General features: G+C 55.4%; 23 protein-coding genes and 2 tRNA genes. 13 read left to right on the plus strand and 12 right to left on the minus strand.

All coding sequences use genetic code 11. The features are described from left to right. Window positions 1–9: 9 nt before the first annotated feature. On the plus strand, window positions 10–375 hold the full coding sequence (locus tag ACN0V1_RS17650; RefSeq protein WP_417546253.1) for a DUF488 domain-containing protein: 366 nt from the start codon (window positions 10–12) through the stop codon (window positions 373–375). On the opposite strand, the gene ACN0V1_RS17655 is transcribed toward ACN0V1_RS17650, so the two are convergent. Beyond that, window positions 370–1566 carry a trans-sulfuration enzyme family protein gene (locus tag ACN0V1_RS17655; protein WP_417546254.1) on the minus strand — a complete coding sequence of 399 codons (1197 nt, stop codon included), beginning with the start codon at window positions 1564–1566 and terminating at the stop codon, window positions 370–372. The genes ACN0V1_RS17650 and ACN0V1_RS17655 overlap by 6 nt on opposite strands. A gap of 233 nt (window positions 1567–1799) precedes the next feature. On the opposite strand from ACN0V1_RS17655, the gene ACN0V1_RS17660 reads away from it, so the two are divergent. Next, a complete protein-coding gene (locus tag ACN0V1_RS17660; protein WP_417546255.1) occupies window positions 1800–2714 on the plus strand; it encodes an AEC family transporter in 915 nt (304 codons plus the stop codon). Here ACN0V1_RS17660 and ACN0V1_RS17665 read toward each other — a convergent pair. Beyond that, window positions 2691–3638, minus strand: a complete 948-nt coding sequence (locus ACN0V1_RS17665; protein WP_417546256.1) for a zinc ABC transporter substrate-binding protein — start codon at window positions 3636–3638, stop codon at window positions 2691–2693. The two genes, ACN0V1_RS17660 and ACN0V1_RS17665, sit on opposite strands and share 24 nt — an antisense overlap. A 183-nt stretch (window positions 3639–3821) precedes the next feature. On the opposite strand from ACN0V1_RS17665, the gene gltX reads away from it, so the two are divergent. From gltX to ACN0V1_RS17680, 3 genes are all read left to right on the plus strand, one after another. Next, on the plus strand, window positions 3822–5303 hold the full coding sequence (gene gltX / locus ACN0V1_RS17670) for a glutamate--tRNA ligase (RefSeq protein WP_417546257.1): 1482 nt from the start codon (window positions 3822–3824) through the stop codon (window positions 5301–5303). Window positions 5304–5417: 114 nt separating this feature from the next. Next, a tRNA-Ala gene (locus ACN0V1_RS17675) sits at window positions 5418–5493 on the plus strand. An 8-nt stretch (window positions 5494–5501) separates the two neighbouring features. Continuing rightward, window positions 5502–5577, plus strand: a tRNA-Glu gene (locus ACN0V1_RS17680). Window positions 5578–5808: 231 nt separating this feature from the next. On the opposite strand, the gene ACN0V1_RS17685 is transcribed toward ACN0V1_RS17680, so the two are convergent. Further along, on the minus strand, window positions 5809–6660 hold the full coding sequence (locus tag ACN0V1_RS17685; protein WP_417546258.1) for a 6-carboxytetrahydropterin synthase: 852 nt from the start codon (window positions 6658–6660) through the stop codon (window positions 5809–5811). Window positions 6661–6734: 74 nt separating this feature from the next. Here ACN0V1_RS17685 and ACN0V1_RS17690 point away from each other — a divergent pair, with 74 nt between their 5' ends. After that, window positions 6735–7445 carry a nucleotidyltransferase family protein gene (locus tag ACN0V1_RS17690; protein ID WP_417546259.1) on the plus strand — a complete coding sequence of 237 codons (711 nt, stop codon included), beginning with the start codon at window positions 6735–6737 and terminating at the stop codon, window positions 7443–7445. Here ACN0V1_RS17690 and ACN0V1_RS17695 read toward each other — a convergent pair. Beyond that, a complete protein-coding gene (locus tag ACN0V1_RS17695; RefSeq protein WP_417546260.1) occupies window positions 7405–8502 on the minus strand; it encodes a response regulator in 1098 nt (365 codons plus the stop codon). The genes ACN0V1_RS17690 and ACN0V1_RS17695 overlap by 41 nt on opposite strands. A gap of 206 nt (window positions 8503–8708) precedes the next feature. After that, window positions 8709–9170, minus strand: coding sequence for a hypothetical protein (locus ACN0V1_RS17700; RefSeq protein WP_417546261.1), 462 nt, complete (start codon window positions 9168–9170; stop codon window positions 8709–8711). Window positions 9171–9270: 100 nt separating this feature from the next. Between ACN0V1_RS17700 and ACN0V1_RS17705 the strand changes: the two genes are divergently transcribed. After that, window positions 9271–12195 (plus strand): insulinase family protein, encoded by a 2925-nt coding sequence (locus ACN0V1_RS17705; RefSeq protein WP_417546262.1) that lies wholly within the window; start codon window positions 9271–9273, stop codon window positions 12193–12195. A gap of 53 nt (window positions 12196–12248) precedes the next feature. Here ACN0V1_RS17705 and ACN0V1_RS17710 read toward each other — a convergent pair whose 3' ends face one another. Then, window positions 12249–13064 carry a pyruvate, water dikinase regulatory protein gene (locus ACN0V1_RS17710; protein ID WP_417546263.1) on the minus strand — a complete coding sequence of 272 codons (816 nt, stop codon included), beginning with the start codon at window positions 13062–13064 and terminating at the stop codon, window positions 12249–12251. A 152-nt stretch (window positions 13065–13216) separates the two neighbouring features. Here ACN0V1_RS17710 and ppsA point away from each other — a divergent pair, with 152 nt between their 5' ends. Both ppsA and rraA read left to right on the plus strand, forming a co-directional pair. Further along, on the plus strand, window positions 13217–15589 hold the full coding sequence (gene ppsA / locus ACN0V1_RS17715; RefSeq protein WP_417546264.1) for a phosphoenolpyruvate synthase: 2373 nt from the start codon (window positions 13217–13219) through the stop codon (window positions 15587–15589). Between the two features lie 31 nt (window positions 15590–15620). Beyond that, window positions 15621–16100, plus strand: a complete 480-nt coding sequence (gene rraA, locus ACN0V1_RS17720) for a ribonuclease E activity regulator RraA (protein ID WP_291945442.1) — start codon at window positions 15621–15623, stop codon at window positions 16098–16100. Between the two features lie 32 nt (window positions 16101–16132). On the opposite strand, the gene ACN0V1_RS17725 is transcribed toward rraA, so the two are convergent. From ACN0V1_RS17725 to ACN0V1_RS17735, 3 genes are all read right to left on the minus strand, one after another. Further along, window positions 16133–16423: a PilZ domain-containing protein gene (locus ACN0V1_RS17725; protein ID WP_417546265.1), complete on the minus strand. Its 291-nt coding sequence runs from the start codon at window positions 16421–16423 to the stop codon at window positions 16133–16135. Between the two features lie 5 nt (window positions 16424–16428). Further along, window positions 16429–17100 carry a TIGR04211 family SH3 domain-containing protein gene (locus ACN0V1_RS17730; protein WP_417546266.1) on the minus strand — a complete coding sequence of 224 codons (672 nt, stop codon included), beginning with the start codon at window positions 17098–17100 and terminating at the stop codon, window positions 16429–16431. A gap of 138 nt (window positions 17101–17238) precedes the next feature. Next, window positions 17239–17538 carry a YciI family protein gene (locus ACN0V1_RS17735; protein WP_417546267.1) on the minus strand — a complete coding sequence of 100 codons (300 nt, stop codon included), beginning with the start codon at window positions 17536–17538 and terminating at the stop codon, window positions 17239–17241. Between the two features lie 128 nt (window positions 17539–17666). Between ACN0V1_RS17735 and ACN0V1_RS17740 the strand changes: the two genes are divergently transcribed. Beyond that, complete coding sequence (locus tag ACN0V1_RS17740; RefSeq protein ID WP_417546268.1) at window positions 17667–18545, plus strand: PHP domain-containing protein; 879 nt, start codon at window positions 17667–17669, stop codon at window positions 18543–18545. On the opposite strand, the gene ACN0V1_RS17745 is transcribed toward ACN0V1_RS17740, so the two are convergent. Both ACN0V1_RS17745 and rne read right to left on the minus strand, forming a co-directional pair. Continuing rightward, a complete protein-coding gene (locus ACN0V1_RS17745; RefSeq protein WP_417546269.1) occupies window positions 18542–19084 on the minus strand; it encodes a YecA family protein in 543 nt (180 codons plus the stop codon). The two genes, ACN0V1_RS17740 and ACN0V1_RS17745, sit on opposite strands and share 4 nt — an antisense overlap. Window positions 19085–19087: 3 nt before the next feature. After that, entirely contained in the window at window positions 19088–22354 is a 3267-nt protein-coding gene (gene rne, locus ACN0V1_RS17750) for a ribonuclease E (protein WP_417546270.1), read from the minus strand. 607 nt (window positions 22355–22961) lie between these two features. Between rne and rluC the strand changes: the two genes are divergently transcribed. From rluC to ACN0V1_RS17765, 3 genes are read left to right on the plus strand one after another with little or no spacing between them, the layout of a single operon-like run. Then, complete coding sequence (gene rluC / locus ACN0V1_RS17755; RefSeq protein ID WP_417546271.1) at window positions 22962–24026, plus strand: 23S rRNA pseudouridine(955/2504/2580) synthase RluC; 1065 nt, start codon at window positions 22962–22964, stop codon at window positions 24024–24026. Continuing rightward, entirely contained in the window at window positions 24026–24673 is a 648-nt protein-coding gene (locus ACN0V1_RS17760) for an HAD family hydrolase (RefSeq protein WP_417546272.1), read from the plus strand. Before rluC ends, ACN0V1_RS17760 begins: the two co-directional genes overlap by 1 nt. Window positions 24674–24712: 39 nt before the next feature. Continuing rightward, window positions 24713–25738, plus strand: coding sequence for a S49 family peptidase (locus tag ACN0V1_RS17765; protein ID WP_417546273.1), 1026 nt, complete (start codon window positions 24713–24715; stop codon window positions 25736–25738). Window positions 25739–25759: 21 nt separating this feature from the next. Here ACN0V1_RS17765 and ACN0V1_RS17770 read toward each other — a convergent pair whose 3' ends face one another. Next, window positions 25760–26356, minus strand: a complete 597-nt coding sequence (locus tag ACN0V1_RS17770; protein WP_417546274.1) for a Maf family protein — start codon at window positions 26354–26356, stop codon at window positions 25760–25762. Window positions 26357–26468 lie beyond the last annotated feature (112 nt).

Genomic DNA, 26468 nt, shown 5'->3' on the forward strand with positions numbered 1-26468 from the left:
GGAGGCTTGATGATGGAAATTCGAATCAAGAGAGCTTACGAGGACGCTGCGCGTTCTGATGGACCACGTATTCTGGTCGACAGAATATGGCCGCGTGGTGTTGCCAAGGAAGATGCCAAACTCGAAACCTGGCTAAAAGGGCTCGCTCCGTCTACCGAACTGCGAAAGTGGTTTGATCATGACCCGGAAAAATGGAACGAATTCCGGCAGCGGTACCTGAAGGAATTGAAAAAAAACGATGCAGCTGAAGATCTGAAAGCGCTGCAGTCGATTGTGAAAGAGCACAAGCGCATAACGCTGGTGTTTGCCGCGAAGGACGCCGAGCACAACAATGCGGCAGCCCTTCGCGACTTCCTCATTAATGGCGATCTATAGCTGGGCCAGAGCCTGCTTCAGGTCTGCGATCAGGTCTTTTGCATCTTCCAACCCAACCGACAGCCGCAGCATACTGTCAGTGATCCCGCGGCGCTCCCGCTCCTTTCGGCTGATGCCGTGGTGGCTGGTGGCGCAGGGTTGGGACACCAGGCTTTCCACGCCCCCCAGACTTGTGGCTAGCAGGAAAATCTGCAGGCTGTCCGCCACTTTCTCGGCCTGTTCCCGATCACCTTTGATCTCCAGAGTCAGCACGCCACCAAACCCATCCATTTGTTGCGCAGCCAAGCTGTGGCCGGGAAAATCAGGTAACCCCGGATAGAGCACTCGTTTGATGGCCGGGTGACTGGCCATTGCCTGGGCAACCGCCATGGCATTGTCGTTATGCTGCCGTACCCGCACCGGCAGGGTTCTGAGGCTGCGAGAGAGCAGGGCGGCGGTCTCCGGCGCCAGAATCTGACCAAGGTTTTTCCGCCATTGGGCAATGGGCTGAATCCGTTCTGCAGATGCCATCACGGCACCGGCGGTAAGGTCGCTGTGGCCTCCGAGATACTTGGTAGCGCTGTGAACGCTGATATCGGCACCCAGCGCCAGTGGACACTGATTTATCGGTGAGGCAAAAGTGTTGTCTACTGCGAAAAAGGCACCTTTGGTATGAGCCCGTTGCGCCAGTTCCCGGATATCCAGTATGCCCAACGTCGGATTGGCCGGTGTTTCACAGTACACCAGCATGCCGGGTTTGTTCAGAGCGTTGGTTAATTGATCGGATTCGTTCTGCAGCAGAAAAGTAACGGGAATGCCCAGAGGTTCCAGGTGCTTGGTCAGCAGTTCTTGCGTGCCACCATAAAGATCACCGACGCAGACAATGCCGTTCCGTCCATGAGCAAACAGGGTGGCCGAAATGGCTGCCATACCAGAGGCAAACGCCAGCGCACTCTCTGAATCTTCAAGGCCGGCCAAGCCTTGCTCAAGCTCTCGGATGGTCGGGTTGCTCCCCCAACGGGTATACAGGTTGCCCGGCGTGCGGCCTTCGATCACATCCTGCAGCGAGGCGGTGTTCGCGAAGCGGTAGGTAGTGGTGTTGTAAACCGGTGAGTAGGGGCTGCCGAGGCTATCCTTATGGCGGCGGTTATGGATGATTCGGGTCGCTTTCCCCTTCTCAGATTTGGGCTCTGGCTTGGGCTCGGATTGCATGGGGTTTCCCTGAGGATGAATGTAGCGTGATGACCGAAGGTGGCAGTGTCGAGGGAATTATTCTGGCAGGCTTGGCTCATCCTGACCACTGGGCGAGTTGATCATCGGCAAGAGGGGTTACGCCTGCGCCGGCCTCAAGACGGCCTATTGGCCATCTGATATGCTCCTCGGTTACCCGGTTAGTCGCCCGGGGCAGTTGTCCATATAGAGTCAATGATACTGGAGTGTTCGATATGCCGGTTATGGTTCAGGCGCTGGTGCCTATTTTTGCGCTGATTGTTTTAGGGTACCTGTTCAGGCGCTGGGAATTTCCTTCGGTTGACTTCTGGCCACAGGCGGAGCGCTTTACCTACTACGTGCTCTTTCCCGCCATGCTGGTGTTCAAGCTCGGCCAGGCCCGGTTGCCGGCTTCCGCCTATGGCGATACTGCCTTGCTTATTGGCTCCATGCTCTTGGCGATGACACTGGTATTAATCGCCGTGCAGTTGTTCTGGCACTGGAGTGGGCCGGTTTTTTCATCGGTTTATCAGGGAGCTATCCGGTTTAACTCATACGTGGGCCTTGCGGCGGGTGGAATGCTGTTGGGTGACGAGGGGTTGTCGCTGACCGCCATCGCTGTTGCGATTATGGTGCCGCTGATAAACCTGTTGTGCATTCTAATGTTTTCTCTCGTGGCAACGGACGGCCCGGTGCGGGTGGGGCCGGTGTTACGTACGATTGCGTCAAACCCTCTTATTATCGGGTCGATTCTCGGGGTTACCTGGAGCTTTTTCGAGATTGACTTCCATCCGCTCCTTGCAGGTACGTTGGAGCCCCTGAGCAACCTGGCGCTGCCGATGGGTTTGATGACAGTTGGCGCCGGGATTCAGCTTAAAGCCCTGCGGGGCGGCTCCGTGCCTTTTATGATGTCGTCTGTCTTGAAGTTGTTGCTGTTTCCGCTGATGGCTGCAGGGCTTGCCATTCTGTTAGGGCTTGATGGCACGCTGGTGCAGGTGTCGATACTTCTGGCCACGCTTCCAACGGCTACATCGGCCTACATCCTTGCCAGACAGTTAGGCGGTGATGCGCCGCTGATGGCGGGCATTATCAGTGGCCAGACGCTTCTGGCCATGGTGTCTATTCCATTAATGCTCAGCATTCTCTGGTAGGCATTTGAGTACGGCATCAGCGATGCTTTGTTGAAAGGCCGCGTAACCACCGTCCACCGTTGTATCAATATCTGTGGCCAGGGGATCCCAGGTGCTGAATGTCACATCCAGGCCCTCGGTTATGGAACGCCACCACTGCCGGTTGAATTGCGGTTCGGTCAACAGGCATGGCTGGTTTGCACCGCGAAGGCTGTTCTGAACCTCCGCAATGTGCCGTGCACCTGGCGACAGTTCCGGGTTGAGTGTCAGCACGCCCTCAACGTTCAGGCCGTAGTGCTCTGCGAATCGGGTGAAGGCGCTGTGATACGCGAACAGGCTGATACCCTGCACGGGCTCCAGTTGCCTGCGGATCTGATCTTCTTTGGCTGAAATGGATGCCCGGAATGTTTCCAGGTTGCGATCCAGAGCCGGCTTGTCTGCACCGCTCAGTTGAGCCAGGGTATCCCGAATGGTTTCTGCCATGGTAAGCGCCATGTGCGGGTCTACCCAGATGTGTGGATCTTCTCCATCTTCGTGATCGTGCCCGTCATCGTCATTGTTTGAGTCAGGTTGATCGTGCTCGTAACCCTCTTTTTCAGACTCTACGGCTTCGGCGTCTTTACGCATAAGTGCTACGGAGCGCTCGCCGAATTCGCTGCCGGTCAAGAGGCGGTTCAGAAATGTCTCCACCTCAGGGCCTACCCAGAAAATGATGTCGGCGCTTTCCAGCGCCCTGCGTTTTGAAGGTGTCATTGAATAATTATGAGGGCTGGAGCCCGGAGGTATCAGGGTACTTGTGTGCATGTCTTCCGTTGCAATCGCCTGCACCAGAAGCTCTAGCGGCTTGATGGAGGTCAGAATACGGGTGTCGGCAAGCGTATTGCTGGCATAGAGAAGGGTGCTGGCGCTCAGGGCTAGAGTGCAAGCTGTTTTGAGGGTGCGCATGGGGCTGAGTCCTGATGTTTGCTTGTAATGTTATAATATAACACTCAGGGCGGCAGAATCGCAAAATCTTGTGGTGCCTCAACGAGCCGGTGTAAATGATACGCTTTGCAATCATGCGAAATAATGCAGGGGCCGGTATAATGCCGGGTTTATCAAACGGCCACCGATTTTCAGGAAGGTTTCATGACTGTACGTACCCGAATTGCTCCATCACCTACCGGTGATCCACACGTTGGTACCGCCTACGTGGCCCTGTTCAACCTGTGTTTTGCCCGGCAGCACGGCGGGCAGTTCATCCTGCGGATTGAAGACACCGATCAGGTCCGCAGCACCGCGGAATCCGAGCAGGACATTCTCAAGGCGCTACGCTGGCTTGGTCTTAATTGGGATGAGGGTCCTGATGTCGGAGGGCCTCACGGGCCATATCGCCAGTCTGAGCGCAAGCATTCATACAGCCAGTACGCGGAAGATCTGGTCACCGCTGGCCACGCTTTTTATTGCTTCCGTACGCCCGAAGAGCTGGATGCCATTCGGGAAGAACGTAAGGCACAAGGTCTGAACCCCGGTATAAAAGGAAATCTGGAGCTTTCTCAAGAAGAGGTCAAGCGCCGTCTGGATGCGAGTGAGCCCTATGTGATTCGCATGAAGGTGCCGGAGGAAGGCACCTGCGAGATCAATGACATGCTTCGCGGCATCATTGAAATCGATTGGGCGCAGGTAGATTGTCAGATCCTGCTTAAATCTGACGGCATGCCCACTTACCACCTCGCTAACGTGGTTGACGACCATTTGATGGAAATCACCCACGTTCTGCGTGGCGAGGAGTGGATCAACTCCGCGCCCAAGCACAAGCTACTGTACGAGTATTTTGGATGGGAAATGCCGGTTCTTTGCCATCTGCCGCTGTTACGCAACCCGGACAAGAGCAAGCTGTCCAAACGCAAGAACCCTACCAGCATTAACTTTTACGAGCGCATGGGCTTTCTGCCGGAAGCGGTAACCAACTACCTTGGCCGTATGGGCTGGTCCATGCCGGATGAGCGTGAAAAGTTCACGCTGGATGAGATGATCTCCAACTTCGATATTCAGCGTGTATCCCTCGGTGGCCCGGTTTTTGATGTGGATAAGCTACGCTGGCTTAACGGCCTTTGGCTACGCGACGAACTCACGGAAGATCAGTTTATCGATCGCTTGCGCCAATGGAGGTTCAACGAAGACGCGCTCAAGGCGCTGGTTCCGCATATCAAGGGCAGGGCAGAGGTGTTCTCCGATGTGGCGCCCATGGCCCAGTTCATGTTCTCGGGCATGCTGGATCTGAAGCCGGAAGACTTTGCGCACAACAAACTGGAAGAAGGTCAGATCAAGCGGGTTCTCCAGTTCACCTTGTGGAAGCTTGAAGCCCAGCGCCACTGGAGCAAGGAAAGCATCTTCGCGGATATCAAGTTTCTGGCCAAAGCCATGGATCTTAAGATGGGCGACTTCATGTTTTCTGTATTTGTTGCTATTGCAGGTACTCCGAACTCCTGGTCGGTTATGGATTCCATGGATATGCTCGGCCCGGATATGACTCGCGCTCGTTTGCGGCAGGCTTTGGAGGTGCTTGGAGGTTTCTCCAAGAAAGAAACCAAGAAAGTGGAGAAAGAATACGCTGCACTGGGTGCTTAATAGCCACTTTGGTGAAGAAGTGAGCGGTCTGGACAGGGAAGTTCGGAAAACTGAAAAAAAGTGCCCCCAAAGGTTGACGCCCATGGGGCGGATCCTTAATATACGCAGCCGTTGGGGGCCATAGCTCAGCTGGGAGAGCGCAACACTGGCAGTGTTGAGGTCGACGGTTCGATCCCGTCTGGCTCCACCAATTTTCTAGTCCCCTTCGTCTAGTGGCCTAGGACTCCGCCCTTTCACGGCGGCAACAGGGGTTCGAACCCCCTAGGGGACGCCAATACGGCTTGACGGTTTAGTCCACCGGATAGCCATCAAAAAAACCGCCTTCGGGCGGTTTTTTTGTGTCTAAATGATTTTCACATCTAGTTGAGTGCCAGAGAGCGTGAGCAGGGCGCCACCTCCCAAAACACGCCGTAAACCCTTCCATGGGGGCTTGGTGTTGCCATCCTTGGCAACACACAGTTTTGGGAGGTGGCGCCCTGCTCACTTGGCCCTGGAGTGGCCGGCATCAACGAGAGGCTATGGCTCCTTTGCCGACACCTTCGTAGGCTTTTACCAGAATCGTGTCCGAAGGAAACTCTGCCTTGAGCTGGTTAGCTATGTGTGCGGCGATCAATTCAACCGTTGTGTCAGTACCCATCATATAAACGCGCTTTTCAGGCAAGGTCAGGGCGAACTCGCCTTGGTTGGCCTCGTACTCGAAGGTTATGTAAGGAACACCATCCTCTTCCACGTGACGGCGCGCTACGTCTTCCTCAGAACCCACATAGATATCCTGCCAAAGCTTGGACCAGGCGCTTTCCAGGTCATAGTCCCGGTGCCCATTTCGATCAATGCGAATAGGTGAACGGTGGCCATGCGCGATGCGCTGGCAGTTTCCCAAGTGCTTTTTCAGGCCGTGAACGTAGTGGTAGTAGGCGCCCTCTATCACGTCTTCACGAAGGTTGATTTCCACCGATGTCACATTTGCCGGCAGTACCGCCATCAGCTCGCGCTCCAGCAGTGCCGCAACCGCCGATGGAACAACCCGCTCTGCAGAAAGCCATACAACGGCTTCATCCGGTGAGCGGTGCACAATGTGGCTGCCGTCGGTCAGGCCCCAGGTGAACGTGTCGGGCGTGTCCTGGTTCCAGGAGAGGCCTTCGTAGCCACGGGGTATGACCAGCCGGTGATCCACGCGCTCATCTATAATGCGCTTGATGGTGCGCTTCACGTTGCTGAAATCGAATACCATGCCCTGGTCATCAAGTTCGCCTTCCAGCACAACGTCGGCAATCCAGCTTTCCCCGACTAACCCACGGGTGGGATCCAGGTAAGCAAAATCAATAACGGTGAGGTTGTCTACAAACAGCTGATTCATCAAATTTCCGGGCGGGTAGGGTTGAATGATGTGGGGATTCTAGCAAAAATCCTGAATGAGTGACCTGTCAGGTAATGGCCTGGGTCGATTCAGGCTATCATTTCTGTTTTCACCTCTTTATCAGGAGTGAAATCATAACCGCCTCTCGTTGTGACAGCGATCAGGAATTTCCGGCACTTGTTCTTGCGGCAGGTGCTTCCAGTCGGTTTGGGCGCCCAAAAGCGCTGTTAACCCTGAGAGCACAGAATGGGCAGAGCTGTACGTTGCTTGATCGTGCAATCGCTCAGGGCAGGCTGCTGAGCCGGGATGTGCGAGTTGTGTGTGGTGCCTGGTACTCGCTGATTCGTTTCCGTTGCCGCGCGCAGCCGGCCCGGTGGGTGCGTGTGGCAGATTGGCACGAGGGTATGGCGGCTTCGTTGGCCGCTGGTATTCGAAGCCTTGGGCCACGTGTGAAAGGTGTATTTGTGCTGGTGGCGGACCAGCCGCTGCTGGACACGGAGGCACTTGGGACTTTTGGCGAAGCGGCGCGATGTTTCCCGACGCAGCCGGCTGCAGCGGACTATGGCCGGCACCCGGGCGTACCGGCGTATCTGCCCCGGGGGCTATGGCCCGAAGCGCTGGCATTGGAAGGTGACCGGGGTGCAGGCCGCTTGCTGGCCAAAGCAGGTGCGACCCGGCTGAACATTCCGGGTGTCCATGACGACATAGACACACCAGAAGATTGGGAGAGGATTCGCCAGGCGGTTAGCCGAAAAGGCCCGCTAACCAGGCAATCCCAAGGCTGAATACTCCAAGACTGACAGCAAGCGCAACCGTATAGATTTTGGAAGACGCTGAGCGCTGCTGGGCCACGAACAGATCAATGGTCCGCTGCGCGATGTCTTCAGCCGTTTCACGGGAAATCTCATGGGCCTGCTGGATGGCTTCAGATTGCAGTGTCTGCCAGAAATCGGTATCGATGGTCTGTACGCTGGTAATGTGGTCTTTGAGTTCGTCCATATGGTTGCTGGTAAAGCCGGTGTTTTGTGATAGCTCCTTTTTCAGGTCTGCCAGCTCGCGGCCCATATGAAGGTTTACCTCAGCCGCCACTTCGTCATGCAGGTTCCGGGTGCGCTCCTCTATCATCCCGCTCATCGCACTTAGGCGCTCTTCAATCATGGTTGCCTGCTTGCCACGCGATTCATCCAGTGCGCGCTTCAGGTGATCGAACTGTTCGTCAAATAACGAACTGAGTAGCTCATGTAGACGATGGTTGACGTGGGTTTTGACGGCGGAACGGGAAATCTGCTCTATCAGGTCACTGGTCAACGGCACGACGCTCGGCGCCGTGCCACCGTTAAGCGCGGGTTCGCCGTCAGGCTGCTCTGGTGACATCTCCACCGCTGCGTTGTCGGGCATATCGGCCAGGTATTCGTCGGTATCCGGTGTCAGGCCGAATTGCGGCGCCTCTGGCAGGGTGCCTCCCTTAACGTCGATCGCCAATTGCTCCAGCGCCAGGCCAAGGCCCTCAGGCTGCGTTGGCTTGGTCAGGATGTTGTAAACCCCGAAATTTGTCGCTTCTTTCGTGAACGATAAGGACTTCTGGGACGTGCACATGATGATCGGTATGCTGGCGGTCTCCGGATTGCCCTTGATGGCCTTAGTGGCTTCCACGCCGTTCATTCCGGGCATCAGGTGGTCCATGAAGATGACGTCCGGATGCTCACGGCTGCCGAGAAACTCCAGGGCCTCTTCGGCAGAGCCGGCCATACTGACGTTCATGTCGAGGTTCTCCAGCAGCTTGCTCAGGGCAAACCGGGCTACCTTGGAGTCATCCACCAGAAGAGCGTTCTTGATCACCATCTAACTACCTCAAGCTGTTACTTCAATCGCGTTGGTTATCGGGTCAGCGTTACCAGCCTTTCAGTTTCGGGCATTGTGTTGCCCTGTAATTCTTGTCCCGATAACACATGCCGGGCTCTGTGGTGCGGGTAGCGGTTTTATCTTACCCAGCGAGAGCTGAGTTATGTATCCAAAAGTGCTTGAACTTGGTGAGAATGCAGGCCAAATCACACTTTAGCGGGAAGTTGATCATGATTGAGCTGCTCCCAGGCCCTCATGTAGACATCGGCCTCGTATTCATAGGGCGATTTGAACGGTGTTAGAACAAAATCAAAGATCAGAAAGAAAAAACCAACCGACGCCCAGGCAATGGCAAGTGTACTGAGTGTTGTAGCCTGCACTTCGGGGTTCGAGTTTACGAAATCCTGGAGTAAAGGAATCAGATCAGACGCGAGGACCACCGGATTGAAGCTGGCCAGCACCAAAGGCACCCAGAAGGCCATGAATACGGGGAAGAAGCCGAAAGACCAGAGCAGACGGCGCGCCAGATAGATAACGACCTCGCGCCGGAAGCGTTGCCGAACCTCCGGGGATTTACGTATGCGCTCAAGGTAACTCCGCCGCTCTGCCCAATAAGCGGCGACTTCGGGAGCCTGTAAGGCTCTTGCTGGGCCTGAAGATGTACTCATGATCCTGGGAGCTACCTTATCGCTGGGGGACGGATACAGGATAACTGATACTACGTGTTACCCTGTCATTCTCCAATTGTTTAACGACAGGATAGTTTGAATGGCTGCAGTGATCGATAACGCAACCCATCCGGCTTTTGAGAAGCTTCGCAGTCACCGGATCGATACGCTTAATCTCGATGTAGAAGAGTATCGCCATAAAAAAACCGGTGCCCGCCATCTCCATCTCGCGGCGGACAACGATGAAAACGTGTTTTTTGTGGCACTCAGAACCTTTCCGATGGATTCGACAGGCGTTGCCCATATTCTTGAACACACGGCTTTATGCGGCAGTGAACGCTACCCGGTTCGCGATCCGTTTTTCATGATGATTCGTCGCTCGTTGAACACGTTCATGAACGCGTTCACCAGCAGTGACTGGACGGCTTATCCCTTCGCGAGCATGAATCGCAAGGATTTTGACAACCTTTTGTCCGTCTATCTGGACTCCGTCTTTTTCTCCAAGCTGGATCCGCTGGATTTTGCTCAGGAAGGACATCGGCTGGAGTTTGAAACGCCGGACGATCCAGGCACCGACCTGGTCTATAAGGGTGTTGTTTACAATGAGATGAAAGGTGCCATGAGCTCGGCTACCTCGCAGCTCTGGCAGAACCTGAGCAGCCATCTGTTCCCGACCACTACCTACCACTACAACAGCGGCGGCGAGCCGGATCATATCGTTGACTTGGGTTACGATGATCTTATTCGTTTCTATCGACACCATTACCACCCCAGCAACGCGATCTTTGCCACCTACGGTAATATTCCGGCCCATGAACACCACGAGCGGTTTGAAGAGCTTGCTCTCAAGCGTTTCGACAAGCTGGATATTGAGCTCCCCGTGCGCGATGAAAAACGCATGTTTGCGCCGGTTCGTGTGGACCAGGGCTACGGCGTGAGTGAAGGTGAAGACATGACCAACAAAACCCACATTGTTGTGGGTTGGCTGCTGGGCCACAGCTTTGATCTTCAGGAAAACCTGGAGGGGCAGTTATTGTCGGCCATATTGCTTGAAAACAGCGCGTCTCCACTGATGCGGGCGCTGGAAACGACGGATATCGGCCAGGCGCCTTCACCCATGTGCGGGCTCGAAGATTCCAATCGGGAAATGACGTTTTTATGCGGTCTTGAGGGCAGTGAGCCAGAGAAACAGAACGATCTGGAAGTACTCATTGAGAGCACGCTTGAGAAAGTGGTCAAGGAGGGCGTCAGCGAGGAACGTCTGGAAGCTATTCTTCATCAGCTTGAACTGCACCAGCGCGAAATTGCCGGAGACAGCTTTCCCTATGGTCTTCAACTGATCATGAGTGCGATTGCTCCCATGGTTCACGGCGGCGACCCGGTTGAGTTGCTCGATCTGGACCCGGTTTTGGCAACCCTGCGGGAGAAAATTCGCGATCCAGAGTTCATCCCCGGCCTTATCCGTCGCAAGCTGCTGGATAACCCGCACCGGGTAACGCTTACGCTGCGTCCGGACGATAAACTGGATGCACGGCGTCAGCAGGCAATCCGCGAATCCCTCGCCAAACGCAAGGCAGAGCTCACCAGCGAAGAAATCGGGCAGATTGTCGATCGCGCCAAAGCGCTGGAAGAGCGCCAGATGCGCAAGGATGACGATTCCATCCTGCCAAAAGTGGACCTGACGGATGTACCGCTGCAAATGCCCGAGCCGGAAGCCCGTTTCGACGGCGATATCTCGGCAACGGTGTTTGCGCGAGGAACCAACGGTCTGATTTACGAGCAGGTGGTATTGCCACTGCCGGCACTAACAGAAGAGGAGCTGTTGTTGCTCCCGTATTACAGCGCGCTGATCTCGGAGGTGGGCTGTGGCGATCTGGACTACCTGCAGATGCAGGATCGAATCTCGGCAGAATCCGGTGGTATTGGCGCCTCGTTTACCGCCAAGGGTCGAATTGATGACGTTCATGATTTGTCTGGTTATATGATCTTCAGCGGCAAGTCGTTAGCACGTAATCGGACGGTGTTGACGAAACTGCTCAGGGACGTTTTCACCAGTGCCCGCTTCGATGAAAAAGATCGCATCCGCGAGATTGTTGCCCAGATCCGCGCCCGCCGTGAGCAGGCTGTAACGGGCAGTGGTCATGCGCTGGCCATGGGTGCCGCGGCTCAGGGTATGAGCCCGGGTGCCTGGTTAACCTTCCGCCTTGGTGGCCTCGCGGGAATTCGCGGCACCAAGGAGCTGGATCAGTCGCTGAAGGATCCGGCAGCGCTTGATGCATTCTGCCAACAACTGGCAAGCCTGCACGGCAGAATTCGCGAACAGGCTCGGGAGTTCCTGATTATCGGTGAGGAAGAGCAACTTCCGGCATTGATTGACGACCTCAAGTTCTGCTGGCAGGGCGATACCGGCGTTGACGCATCCCGCTGGAAGATGGAACCGGTGAGTTTCGCAACCCACGAAGCCTGGCTGACGTCCACACAGGTCAACTTCTGCGCCCGCGCATACAGCACGGTGCCGGTTGACCACCCGGATGCGGCGGCGCTCAGCGTGCTGGGTGGTTTTCTGCGTAACGGTTATCTGCACAGGGCCATCCGTGAGAAGGGCGGTGCCTACGGTGGTGGGGCAGCGCAGGATAGTGTGAATGGCAACTTCCGCTTTTTCTCATACCGGGATCCACGCCTGGCTGAAACTCTTGAAGATTTCGACAAAGCGCTGGTATGGCTCCAGGAAACGGACCATGAGTATCAGGAGCTGGAAGAGTCCATTCTTGGCGTTATTGGGCAGATGGATCGCCCGCGCTCGCCAGCCGGAGCCGCGCGTCACGCTTTCCACAACAAGTTGTTCGGGCGTAGTCCTGAGCAACGGGCGCGTTTTCGTGAGCGCGTGTTGTCAGTAACGCTTGATGACCTTAAACGGGTTGCTGCAACCTGGCTGGTGCCCGATAAAGCCAGCACTGCCGTAGTGACAGGCCCGGATAACCGCGCTCTTGTTAAGGAGCTTGGGCTGAACATTCAGGAGTTGTAGGTAGTAACAAGGCAGGCCGTTGTTACCGGCCTGCCTGTTCAGTAACAGGCCTTTTAGCGGTTCCGCTTCAAACCGGTGGCAACTATGATACGCGTCGCTATTTCTTCTACGGAATAGGCTGTCGTATTCAGAAACGGAATGCGCTCCCTTCGATACATCAGCTCAATCTCTTCGATTTCGTGCATGCACTGCTGAATGGACGAGTAGCGGGAGTTGGGGCGCCGCTCATTGCGGATGGTGGCCAGCCTTTCGGGCTCAATAGTCAGGCCAAAGATCTTTTCCTTGTGCGGCCGCAGTGCCTTGGGCATTTGCTGGTCTGACAGATCCTCTTCGGTAATCGGGTAGTTGGCAGCTTTAACACCATACTGGAGTGCGAGGTACAGGCAGGTTGGGGTTTTGCCGCTGCGTGACGCTCCCACCAGGATAAGATCCGCTTCATCGTAATACCGCGTGCGCGCACCATCATCGTTATCCAGTGCAAAGTTCACCGCGTGGATGCGACGCTCGTAAACGCCTTCGTTGTTGATCGCATGGGATTTGCCCACGGAGTAGGATGAGGACGATTGCAATTCCTTTTCCAGTGGGTTCAGGAATGTTCCGAAGATATCCACCATAAAACCTTGGGCATTCGAGATAATGTCACGGATAGAGCTATCCACAATGGTGTCGAAGATCAGCGGTCTGGCATCATCGGCTTCCGCCGCATTGTTTATGCGTTTAACCATGTCCCGGGCTTTTTCAACGTCGTCGATATAGGGTACGGTTATGCGCTCAAATTCAATTTTTTCGAATTGGGCCAATAGGCTATGCCCGAGAGCCTCAGCGGTCAGGCCAGTGCCATCGGAAATAAAGAAGGCTGTACGTTTCATGGTGTTGTCCCGGCTCCCTAGGTAAAACCCGAAGGTTACAGTATCATACACGCCAAGTTAGAGACTCCGCAGTGGTTGTTATCCGCTTTTTACGCTTGCTACCGCTGGCCCGGTTTAATTCTTAGCCTTACAGATTTTAAGGGAGACACGCTTTGGAAGATTACATAATCTGGTTTGATCACCTGGGAATGTCCGATGTTGACCGGGTAGGCGGCAAAAACGCTTCCCTCGGTGAAATGATCAGTAATCTCGCCAATGCAGGTGTAACGGTCCCAGGTGGTTTTGCCACCACTGCGCACGCCTACCGTGAGTTTTTGGCCAAAGATGGCCTGAAAGACAAGATCGATAAACTCCTCGACGCACTCGATATTAATGACGTGAACGAGCTTGCCCGTGTAGGCGCGAAGATACGCCAGTGGATTATTGATACGCCCTTCCCGGACGCCCTGGAAGTGGCGCTCAAGGAGGCCTACGGCCAAATACTCAACGGCAATGACAAGATGGCCGTTGCCGTGCGCTCTTCAGCTACGGCTGAAGATCTCCCGGATGCTTCGTTTGCTGGCCAACAGGAAACCTTTCTGAACGTAGTCGGGCTTGAACAAGTGCGCACGTCAGTAAAAGAGGTGTTTGCCTCCCTGTTTAATGACCGCGCGATTTCCTACCGCGTTCACCATGGCTTTGATCACAAGCTTGTGGCCTTGTCTGCAGGCATCCAGAAGATGGTACGCAGCGAAACCGCTTCAAGCGGCGTTATGTTTACGCTGGATACGGAATCGGGCTTCCGGGACGTTGTGTTCATCACCGGCTCTTATGGCCTTGGGGAGACGGTTGTTCAGGGCGCCGTTAACCCTGATGAGTTCTACGTTCACAAACCCACTCTTGATGCCGGCCGGCCCGCTGTGTTGCGCAGAAATCTCGGTAGCAAAGCCATTAAAATGATTTACCACACAGAGCCTGGTGAAGGCCAACTTGTGGAAACCGTTAAAGTGGACCCGGAAGAGCGCGGTCGGTTCTGTATTTCAGACGCCGAAGTGGAAGAGCTGGCCAGGCAAGCCGTGATCATTGAGAAGCACTATCAGCGCCCCATGGACATTGAGTGGGCCAAAGATGGTGATGACGGCAACATCTACATCGTTCAGGCCCGTCCGGAAACCGTTAAAAGCCGGGCGTCTGCCAACGTAATGGAGCGTTACCTGCTGAACGAAACCGGCACTGTGCTGGTGGAAGGTCGCAGTATTGGTCACAAAATTGGTGCCGGCCCGGTCAAGATTATTACCAGCATTAAGGAAATGGATCGCGTACAGGATGGCGATGTACTGGTTACGGATATGACGGACCCGGACTGGGAGCCCGTTATGAAGCGTGCTTCCGCGATTATTACGGACCGTGGGGGCCGTACCTGTCACGCCGCTATCATTGCTCGCGAGCTGGGCATTCCGGCGGTCGTGGGCTGTGGTGACGCAACAGAGGTACTGAAAGACGGCCAGGAAGTTACCGTATCCTGTGCGGAAGGTGACACCGGCCTGATTTACGAAGGTGCGTTGGACTTTGAGCTGCGTGAAAACACGGTAGATTCCATGCCCAATATCCCGTTCAAGATCATGATGAACGTGGGTAACCCGGACCGTGCTTTTGATTTCCAGTCGCTGCCCAATGAAGGCGTTGGCCTGGCGCGCCTTGAATTCATTATTAACCGCATGATTGGTGTTCACCCCAAGGCCCTTCTGAATTTTGAAGGCCTGCCCCGTGATATCAAGCAGACCGTCGAGAAGCGTATCTCCGGTTACAGCTCGCCGGTCGATTTTTATGTGGATAAGCTGGTCGAAGGCATTTCTACCCTGGCCGCCGCGTTTTGGCCCAAGAAGGTCATCGTGCGCCTGTCTGATTTCAAATCCAATGAGTACGCCAACCTGATCGGCGGCACTTTGTATGAGCCCGATGAAGAAAACCCGATGCTGGGCTTCCGGGGCGCGTCGCGTTATATCTCGGAAACTTTTCGCGACTGTTTCGAGCTGGAATGCCGTGCGCTCAAAAAAGTACGCGATGTGATGGGCCTGACCAACGTAGAAGTTATGGTGCCTTTTGTTCGCACCGTTGGTGAAGCCGAGCAGGTGGTCAAGTTGTTGGCTGAGAATGGTCTCAAGCGCGGCGAGAATGGCCTGCGTGTGATCATGATGTGTGAACTGCCAGGCAACGCTTTGCTGGCAGAACAGTTCCTCGAACATTTTGACGGCTTTTCCATCGGTTCAAACGATTTGACTCAGCTGACCCTGGGGCTGGATCGAGATTCAGGCATTATTGCGCACCTGTTCGACGAACGGGACGATGCCGTTAAAATACTTCTGTCCAGCGCCATTCAGGCATGCAAAAAGGCAGGTAAGTACATCGGTATCTGTGGCCAAGGTCCGTCTGACCATCCCGATCTTGCCAAATGGCTGATGAATCAGGGTATCGACACTGTATCCCTTAACCCGGATTCGGTGCTGGATACCTGGTTCTTCCTGGCTGACGAAAAAATCGACTGAGTTTACTTCTGTGCGTAAGGAGAGCGATAAGGTGACAACGATTATTACCCCGGATTTGTGTGATGAGTTTCCGGAAGTTGAAGTGGTCGCACCCGGCTTTAATAACTATGGCGGAGTAAAAGCCTTCGGTGGCGAGATGGTTACCGTCAAGTGCTTTGAAGACAACTCCGTGGTGAAGGAGCAGGTTGGCTTGCCCGGCAAAGGTCGGGTGATGGTGGTTGATGGTGGCGGTTCGATGCGCCACGCTCTGTTGGGCGACATGCTCGCTGAAAAAGCGGCCAGCAATGGTTGGGCGGGTTTGATCATCTATGGCTGCGTGCGGGATGTTGATGAGATCGGCAAAACAGATTTGGGGGTTCAGGCGCTGGCTACCTATCCTCGGAAAAGCGAAAAGCGCGGCCTTGGCGACCTGGATGTGCCGGTAACCTTCCACGGCGTGACTTTCCGCCCTGGCCACTATGTGTACGCTGACAACAACGGCATCGTTGTGTCAGAAAAGCCCCTGGTTTAACTGTTGGCTAATTAATGCCAAGGGGCTGGAGACTAGCGGGTGACTTCGCTGATGTTGGTTCCCAGCAAGAAGCCTTCGCCCTCCGGTTCACATCGGATTACCTCACAGATTGTCTCCAACGGAGGGAACTGATCACTGCTCGGGTGCAGCACCGTGGTCAGTTCTTCTCCAACCATCACAGGGTTTCTCACAAGCATCTGCATTCCCGTTGCACTGAGATCTTTACAGGTACCGGAAAACGTATTCCCTTTGCTGTCGGTAATCTCGATTTCTGACTCAACCTGCATGCGATGAAAATCGCGCTTCTCCGAATAGTCCTTCATAACATTCACGCCCAGTTATCGGTTTTTCTTGAGGGTTTAAGCATCGGAATAACCAAAGCGAGAAGTACCCCTCCGAGTACAAGGCCAGCACCTACAAGCATGAAATCAGACTCTTTGCTGGCTTCCAGTCGCTCGTTCTCTGCGGTCAGCACTTCCAGATCATTGTGCAGTTTCTGGTTTTCACCCAGCAACTCATCGTTCCGCCGCTTCAGATTAATTGAATCTGAAGCAATATTCTTGATACGTCTGAGCTCCTGCTGCAACTCTTCTGAGCGGGTAGACAGCGAAGATTCCGCGTTACTCAGTGAATCTCTTTCGCTGGAGACTTCGTTCAACTGCGCTTTCAAAGAGGATAGCTCAGTTTGGGCCTGCTCAAGCTGCCGGCTTACGGTTTTCAGCCGATCTGCTGCAATCGGCGTATCACTCAGATACTGACTGGAAACCCAGCCGTCATTGCCTTTTGGTGTGCGTACACGAGTATAGCCGGAATCTGACGTTTCAATAACTTCCAGTGCGGTGCCGCTGGGGACCGCGTTCTCAATGATACGATACTGGGAGCCGGCGCCAGATCGCACGGGAAGATAGAGCTGATCATCAACCCAAGCGGTTTTTGCCTGAGCCGTAGCAATGGAAGACAGTATAAAAAGCGTACTGATGGCAAGGCGAAAAAGCGTCACTGGCAAGATTCCTACGGTGTTCAAGTTAAAAGGCGGTTTCAAAAGCATGTTGTTATCAAAGCCGCAATTTTGTCACAGATCTTCGACCGTTCAAGCGAGCTGTCATTACAATAAGCTCATGGAGCAATTCCGGATGTTTCAGGGCAACACGACTTTGAACGGTTTAACGATAACTTTTTGATAAACACCGGCATCCATATAGGGGTCACTGTCAGCCCAGGCCTGAGCCACGGCCAAGGAATCGAACTCGGCAATCACGAGGCTACCCGAAAAGCCTGCATCTCCCGGGTCATTCGTATCGACAGCGGGGTGAGGTCCTGCGACCAGCAGCCGGCCTTCCGCCTTCAGTTGCTGCAGCCTCTCAATGTGTGCGGACCTCGCTGTCTGGCGCAGGGGCAGGCTGTTATCGACATCTTCACTGATAATGGCGTAGTACATACAGGTCTCCGGTTCCATGAAGGAACTTGTAAATAATGCATGAAGTGGAATGGCTGGTACACTGTGTTGCATGACCAGCGCAGCCTGATTCAGGCTTGTATTGCCACTTACTTAATCCGGGAATTTTTGTGACTATACCGCAAGACCCTTTTTTGTGCATTGATCTGCATTGCCACAGCACCGCTTCGGATGGGGCGCTCACGCCAACGGAGCTGGTTGTCCGTGCCGCAGAAAAAAAGGTTACGCATCTTGCCCTGACAGATCACGATACGGTCAGCGGTTTTGCCGAGGCCGAGAGTGCCGCGAAAGCGAACGATATCGTGCTGATTCCGGGAATTGAGCTTTCCTGTTTATGGCGCAGCCACACCATACACATTGTAGGTCTGGATTTTGACATCGATCACGCGGATTTCCTTGCCGCATTGGAGCAGCAGAACCGCAACCGTTGGGCGAGGGCGGGCATGATCGCCGACCGCCTGAGTAAACTTGCTATTCCGGATCTTCTTGAGCGCGCTACGGCAGAATCCGGAGGCGATGTTCCCGGGCGACCGCACTTTGCGAAGGTACTGGTTGAAGCTGGTATCGTTAAGAATACCGCACAGGCATTCAAACGCTACCTTGGTAGCGGAAAGGCCGGTGATGTTAAGGCGTTTTGGCCGGAGTTGCAGGAAGTCGTGCAGTGGATCAATTCCGCCGGCGGGCTTGCGGTGTTGGCTCATCCCCGGAAATATCAGCTAACTGCAACAAAACTTCGCGACCTTACGGCTGACTTCCGCCGTGCTGGCGGTCAAGCTATCGAGGTGTCTACATCTGGGCAATCCAGTGGGGATCTGGGGTTTCTCGCTGAGCTTTGTGTGCGGGAGAAGCTGCTGGCGTCGCAGGGCAGTGATTTTCATTTTCCCGGTGCGCCCTGGTGTGAGCTGGGCCGTATTATGAAAATGCCAGACGGGCTGGAGCCGGTCTGGCATCGTTTCAGGCAGGTGCCTGGTGTTGGCGCACCGGTTTAATCCGGTGCGTGGAACAGTAGGTAGAGGTCTGTCAGGGAGTCGGGGATAGCGTCGGCCATCTGACGTGACAGTTTTTCGCTGTTGCGAACGTTCTGGAAGTCTTCGTCGTCAAACAGGCCCGATAGCGTCAGCATGGGCACCATCAGATCGGCGGTCTCATCCTCGCTGGCGGCGTCCAGCCACTCATCTTCATTCTCCAAAAACGTATCCACGAAGCCCGCACACCAATTCTCAAGCGCGTTCATGGGATCGCCGTCTTCCGGCTCTGGAAGTTCCAGAGCCTGGCCCATATCGAGTGCCCTGGCCATATCTCCCGCCAGTTGCGTGACGCACTGGCGGAAGGTTTCCGGAATTCCACCGCCAGGTGTTTCATCGGTCCCGGTAACAAGGCGGAAGACAGTCTCTACGCTCAGTCTGGCCGGCCCGACGACGCTGGCGCACACGGCGCCATGAAAGCCGAAAAAGTCGAGAGCATCGTCGCCCCAGGGGTCGGCGAACAGGATATCTTCCAGCGCTTCAACGTCGGCATTGGACAGCATGTATTAGTTACCCCCGGATTTTTTGGCTTCTTCGGCTGCTCGCTGGCGTTTACGCACTTCGCGGGGGTCGTTGTAAGCGCGCCCGGGTGTTACCGAAACGCCTGTTCCTTCTGCGGGTTCTTCTGCAGACACGGGCGCTGCTTTACCTGATGCGGCTTCGGCATTCTCCGCGGGCGCTTGTGCTGCGGTCTTTTCCGCTGCTGGGGACTTGCTTCGGCTCCTGGCGGGTGTGGCTCTGGGCTTCTTTGCAGGAGGTGTTTTGTTCTCATCGTCAGATGAGCCCATCTCTGCGCCTGCGTTTGCCGCCGGTTTTTCATCTTCTTTGGCCGAGGGCGCGCGCTCTGCTTTTACTGCTGGCTTGTCAGCTGCAGCTGAGGGTTCTTTAGCTTCTGTCGCTGGGGACTTTCCAACCTCTGCTGCTGAGGGCTCTTTAGTCGCTGCGGCTGATGGCTCTTTAACTTCTGGAGCCGAGGGCTCTTTAGCGGCTGAGGGCTCTTTAACCTCTGTTGCGGACGGCTCACTATCTTTTGAAGCAGATTCTGCTTTGTTCGCTTCGGCGGATGGCTTGCTGCCTGTAACGGTCTCGCTGGCTTGTGCAGCCGGCTTCGGGCTGGCATCCGCTGTGGTTTTTTTGGCTGGCTGGGCCGGCGCAGTGGCTGCTTCGCCCTGTGCTGCTTTGGGCTTGGCTTTGGCTGCGGGAGCTTCTGCCGTTGCAGACGCCTCTGTGGTAGCCGGGCCTGCGGGCTTATGAGCCTGCGGATCTGTCTGCTCTTCAGATTCAGGTACCGGGGCAGTGTCAGCGACGGTTTGCGGCTTTTGAACGGGCTTGGCTTCATAAGCTGCGTTTTGCTCTGACTGCTTCGGCTCGCTTCGCTGCGCCACAGCTGCCTTGGTTATGGCCTTATCCGCACTCTTGTCAGTTGCAGTCGCTGATTTCAGATCCGTGTTGTCGCTGCCGGCTTCCGGCTGAGTATCCTTCTGATGCTTCTCATTGCGGGCGCTCTTGCGAGCCGCCGGGCTGGAAGCAGGAGCCTCGGAAGAGGAGCCGTCCCGGTTACGTGGGCGGCGCGGTTTGCGGCGGCTGTCATCAGAGCCGGATTTTTCAGCAGCAGGCGCCTTTTGTGGAGATTCCTGCTGATTCGCATCCTTCTGATCACCGCTATTTTTTGCGTCACGCTGAGGTCGGCTTCGGTTCTGGCCGCGGCTCTGGCTGTCTCTGCGACTATCCCGACGGCTATCGTCATTGCGGCTGTCTGCACCTTTATTTTCGGTGCTCTTGTCCGCACTCCTGTCAGCAGCCTGACGGCTCTGGTTAGGACGATTCTGGTCGTCATTACGGTTGCGGCCCCGTGAACGGGTATCGTCACCGCTATTCTTCTGGTTGTTGCTCTGGCGCCGCTCATTGCCGTTGCGGTTGTTGCTACCGGAGCTCTGGCCATCGCGCGCAACGCGGGTTTTACGGCGATCCTGGCGTACCTGGTTGCGCTGGTCACCGCGGCTGGTCGCCTCTGTGCTTGCGTTGTCGCGGGTTTTGCCCGGCTGCGCTTCTTCGTCACTGAAGAAGCAGGCAATCTTGCGGCCGATTCTACGGAACAGGCCATCGTCTTGTTCTGCGGGTTCAGCTTCTGTGGTGTCGGCAGCATTTGCGGTTGGCGCCGATGCGCTTGGGCGAATAGCCCGGACGGCTGCCTGCTCTCGAACCGGCTTTTCAGCTGCGGGCGCTTCAAACACATCTTCTTCACGCTCGCTGTATTCTTGCGCTACCTGATGGCTTGAGACGTGTTCGGGCGTTGTTTCGTCATCCCGCATGCGCAGGATTTCGAAGTGCGGCGTTTCCATGTGGGGTACCGGCACGACAACAACGCTGACTTCCTGGCGCGCTTCAATGTCGGCCAGCTGTTTACGCTTTTCGTTCAGCAGGAAAGTGGCGACTGATACAGGTACGATGGCACGCACTTCGCCAGTCTTTTCCTTGGACGACTCTTCGTAGATCAGGCGCATGATACTCAGCGCCAAGGACTCGATACCACGGATGGTGCCCTGGCCTTCACAGCGCGGGCACACTTCGCTGCGGGTTTCACCCAGCGAGGGCCTTAGCCGCTGACGGGACATTTCGAGCAAGCCGAAACGTGAGATCTTGCCAACCTGAACCCGTGCCCGGTCAATTTCCAGAGCTTCGCGCATTTTCTGTTCGACTTCGCGCTGGTGTCTGGCGGGAGTCATGTCGATAAAGTCGATTACAATCAGGCCGCCCATGTCACGCAGGCGCAGCTGCCGAGCGATTTCTTCTGCTGCTTCCAGGTTGGTCTGGAACGCAGTTTCCTCGATATCCTGGCCCTTGGTGGCGCGGGATGAGTTGATGTCTATGGACACCAGCGCTTCGGTCGGATCGATAACGATAGAGCCGCCAGAGGGGAGTCTGACTTCCCGCTCGAAAGCCGTTTCGATCTGGCCTTCAATCTGGTATCGACTGAACAGCGGAATCTCGTCTTTATACAGCTTGATCTTGTTCTCAAACGTCGGCATTACAGCGCGGACGAAGTTCAGTACGTCCTCATAAACGCCTTCCGAGTCGATCAGTACCTCTCCGATATCCTGGCGCAGGTAGTCACGAACGGCACGAATGATAACGTTGCTTTCCTGATGGATCAGGAAGGGGGCTTTGCGCTCGCCGGCTGCCTGGGTAATCGCTTCCCAGAACTGAACCAGGTAGTCGAGATCCCATTGCAATTCTTCTGTGGTGCGACCAATACCAGCGGTGCGAACGATGATGCCCATGGACTTGGGCACCTGAACGCTGTTCATGGCTTCTTTAAGCTGGGCCCGTTCTTCGCCTTCAATGCGGCGTGAAATACCGCCTGCACGGGGGTTGTTGGGCATCAGAACGAGGTAGCGACCGGCAAGGGAAATGAACGTTGTGAGTGCGGCGCCTTTGTTGCCGCGCTCTTCCTTGTCGACCTGGACGATGACCTCCTGGCCTTCCGCAACGACTTCCTTGATGTTGACTTTGCCTTCGATCTGGCCCGGCGACTTTTTGAAATAGTCTCTGGAAATCTCCTTCAGAGGGAGAAAGCCATGGCGATCGGCACCGAAATCAACAAAGGCTGCTTCCAGGCTCGGCTCTACACGGGTAATGCGCCCTTTGTAGATGTTGGCTTTTTTCTGCTCGCGGGAGCTGGATTCGATATCGAGGTCGAACAGGCGCTGGCCGTCAACCAGGGCGACGCGCAACTCTTCAGGGTGAGTTGCATTGATAAGCATTCTTTTCATGGAAAGGGGATTTTCCTGTCGTTTGATTTTGACAGAAAACCGGAGGGCGTCGCATCTGCGAAGCAGGATGTGCGTGCCGCAGGCCCCGTTAAATCAGGGGCAGAGCGGCGGACAGACAAATCATGCCCTGTCGGGGTATGATCCTGTTGATCTGAGACCACCGCCGACATCCCGTCGGCCTTCCGGCAGAGAGGTGTCGTTTAGGGTTCGTGTCTGTTGGCGCATATAATCCGTTTTCAGGTTCACACAAGCGCCTGGGTCTCACGTCTTATTCGTAAGCTGGACGGCCCGGCCTTGCATGGCAGTGATTCTTCGCGATTTCGCCCGGCGGTTTTCCGCGCGGTTTCAGTTTTTCCGGTGTCAGTTCGCCGTTTTTAACGGGTTTACCCTGGCACTGCGGAGGCATTTCTTGCGCCGGGCCCGATAGTGATTGGGCGTTCGGCGTTCAAACTCTTGAATAGTGTCGGTATACTTCTGCCGCTCCGGCTTCTGACTCAAGTTGGTCAGGCCGTAGACAAACGACAGATCACGCCGGAATATAACAGCATTCAGGGAGTCGTTCAATCCCGCTCGCATTGCAAGCTACACCACCCGTTAAAGGAACCTTATGTCCCGCAAATCTGCTACCGGAAAGCCCACCAGTGCCAGGGTCAGAAAACCGGTGTCACGCCCAGGCAACAGCGCCGATTCAAGGCAGGCGAGTGGCGGACGAGAAGCTGTCCGGCAGGGGGTTCTCTGGGTAACCGTTGATGAAGATAATCATGGGCAGCGGCTGGATAATTTTCTGCTGGCGCAGCTTCGCGGTGTGCCCAGGAGTATTATCTATCGCATTGTCCGGAAGGGTGAAGTGCGGGTGAATAAGGGTAGGGTGAAGCCCGACACTCGTCTTGCGACGGGCGACCAGGTGCGCATTCCGCCGGTTGTCCGGAAGGAGAAAGCCCCCCAAGCTGCGCCCGGTAGCAGGGTTCAGGGCGTGGTGGAGGCGTCGGTCGTATTCGAAAACGACCAGATGTTGGTGGTCAACAAACCCTCTGGCATTGCGGTGCATGGCGGCAGCGGCCTCAGCTTTGGTCTGATTGAAGTGCTGCGTGCGGCCCGCCCGGAGGCCAGATTCCTTGAATTGGTGCACCGCCTGGACAGAGATACCTCGGGGCTTGTCATGATTGCCAAGAAGCGGTCGGCGCTACGCTATCTGCAGGATGAGCTCAGGCAGAGGCGCATTCGCAAACAGTATCATGCCTTGGTGGCGGGGAACTGGCCCGATAAGCTTGGGCGGGTTGATGAGCCGTTGCTGCGCTATGAAATGCCCAATGGAGAGCGCAGAGTAAAGGTTGATGGGGCCGGCAAAGCCTCGCTTACAACGTTTCGCTGCCTTGCGCGCTACAGCGGCTACAGCCTGGTGGAGGCGTCACCGGTTACAGGTCGCACCCATCAGATTCGCGTTCATAGTGCCTGCGCCGGTCATCCGATAGCGGGGGATGATAAGTATATGGATGATGCAAGTCTGAAAGCATTCCGGTCTGTTGGTGGTCAGCGTCTGATGCTGCACGCCAGGGCTCTGGAACTCTTGCTGCCAGTGACCGGGGAGGCGGTTCGGTTCGAAGCCCCTTATGATGATGTGTTCAGCCAGGTGCTGAGCAGGCTCGAAGTGCGTGCAACGGGAGCAGGTTGATGGACGTTAAAATCGTAATTTTTGATTGGGACGGAACGCTCGTGGATTCCGTCGAACACATAGCGGACAGCCTGCATCAGGCTGCCACCGATCTCGGCTATCCCGCGCTGGAGAGGGAGGCATACCGTGACATCATTGGCCTGGGTATGGTCGAAGCGCTGGAAAGGCTTTATCCGGGTATCAGTCGCGAGGAAATGACGACCATCCGGGAGGGGTACGGGAATTATTTCTTCCGTAAGGTTACAACACCCCAGAATATATTCGAGGGTATGGCTGATGTTGTAGCAGATCTTCGAGGTGCTGGCCGCGGATGCTCTGTGGCAACTGGCAAGAGCCGGAGAGGTCTTGAGTCAGCGCTTGTTTCGAGCGGGCTCGGCGCGCACTTTGATATTACCCGCTGTGCCGATGAGACCCGATCCAAGCCGGACCCGCGTATGCTTGAAGAGATATTGCAGTTTTATGGGGTTGAGCCTTCAGAGGCCGTTATGATTGGCGATACCCGTTATGACCTGGAAATGGCACAGCGCATTGGTATGCCTTCAATAGGTGTTGAATGGGGGGTGCATAAGCGTGATGTGCTCAGGGACTACGCACCCCATGCCATCGTTGATTCTGTTCCGGATCTTCGTAGCGTGCTCGGTCTGTAAAACAAATTTTGGTGCTTTCATTTCTGACAGGATAGATGCATGAGTGACTGGGATTCCGATAAGACTCCAGAATGGGGTGATAAACCTGCAGAGCCTCGTTCAGGGCGAAATCAACCGCGTTTGCCGCCGGAATCGGGTCGCGACTGGCGACTGATTGAAAAAGTGGTCATGTCTTTGCAGTCTGAGCAGCGAAAGAGCCGCCGCTGGGGGATTTTTTTCAAGCTTCTCACGTTCGTCTACCTGTTCGCGCTGCTGGCGATCGTCTGGACTCCGTTTGGAGACAGTCTTGAAGCAACGACCGGGAAGCATACTGCGGTGGTGGAAGTAAACGGCCCGATTGCTGCAGATGAGCTTGCCAGCGCCGACAATATTGTGGGCTCTCTGCGCTCAGCGTTCGAGCAAGAGAATGCTGTAGCGATTATCCTGCGCATCAACAGTCCAGGTGGCAGTCCGGTTCAGTCTGGTTATATCTATGATGAGATCAAGCGACTGAGGAGCGAGTACCCGGAAAAGAAAGTTTATGCTGTGATCTCGGACATTGGAGCATCAGGCGCCTACTACATAGCGGCTGCGGCCGATGAGATTTATGCAAACCGGGCCAGCCTGGTGGGTTCTATCGGTGTTGTGGCCGGCGGTTTCGGGTTTACCGGTGCCATGGACAAGCTGGGCGTTGATCGCAGGCTTTATACGGCCGGTGACAACAAGGCGTTCCTGGATCCGTTCTCGCCCGAGCAGGAGCAAGAAGTAGCGTTCTGGCAAGGCGTGCTGGAGAGTACTCATCAGCAGTTTATAGAAGCTGTAAAGAGAGGTCGTGGCGATCGCCTGGCAGACGACGAGCGTTTGTTCAGCGGCCTGGTGTGGAGCGGGGAGCAGGCGCTGGAGCTGGGGCTTATTGACGGGCTTGGCAGTACCTCGCATGTTGCCAGGCAGGTTATCGGACAGGAAGATCTGATTGATTATAGCCAGCGCAAAGGCGCGCTGCGCGATCTTGTTGATCAGCTTGGGGTGTCCGTTGGTCAGGGCGTTGTCGGGCAGCTGGTTGAGTCTCGCCTGGAGTTGCGATAGCGGCAGGGTTTGCAGAGTCCGCTAAGGCTCAAGAAGCGGATTTCTGCCCCAGGCCGTGAGCATGTCGGTCAGGGCGATCAGAGGCAGGCCGATCAGGCTGTTCGGGTCCCGGCCCTGCAACTCCCGGAAAAGCGTGATACCCAGGCCTTCCATCCTGAAGCTGCCGGCGCAGTCATAAGGCTCTTCTTTGCGGATATAGGCATCGATTTCCCCGGCGGACAGGTTCCGGAAATGAGCAGTAAATTGCTCGCAGTGGGTTTGCAGCGTTCCAGAACTGGCGTCCAGCAGAGCGAGTCCGGTCAGAAAGATAACGCTTTGTCCGCTGCTTCGGGCCAGTTGTTCGCAGGCATTTGAGTAGTTTCCGGGTTTGCTTAACAGCGTGCCGTCAGGCAAGGCGGCCACCTGGTCGGAGCCGATAATCCAGTGTTCGGGGTACAGGGATGCCAAGGCTCTCGCTTTCGACTCTGCCAGGCGTAAGGCGAGGTCGTCCGGAGACTCTCCTGTGAGGGGTGTTTCGTTAATGTCGGGGCTGGCATTGGAGAATGGCAGCCCGAGCCTTGCCAGCAATTCGTGGCGATACCTTGATGACGAGGCCAGTAACAGGGGGTTCCGGTGCACGAAGTTGTTCCTTTCGGGATATTTCAGTGCCTGTATCGTAGAATACACCTACGGAAACCGGAACCCCCTGGCCAAAACCCTACGAAGTCTTTGACAGCGGCGAGCTTGGCCC

It is taken from the genome of Marinobacter sp., from assembly GCF_048266785.1.
GTDB lineage: Bacteria > Pseudomonadota > Gammaproteobacteria > Pseudomonadales > Oleiphilaceae > Marinobacter.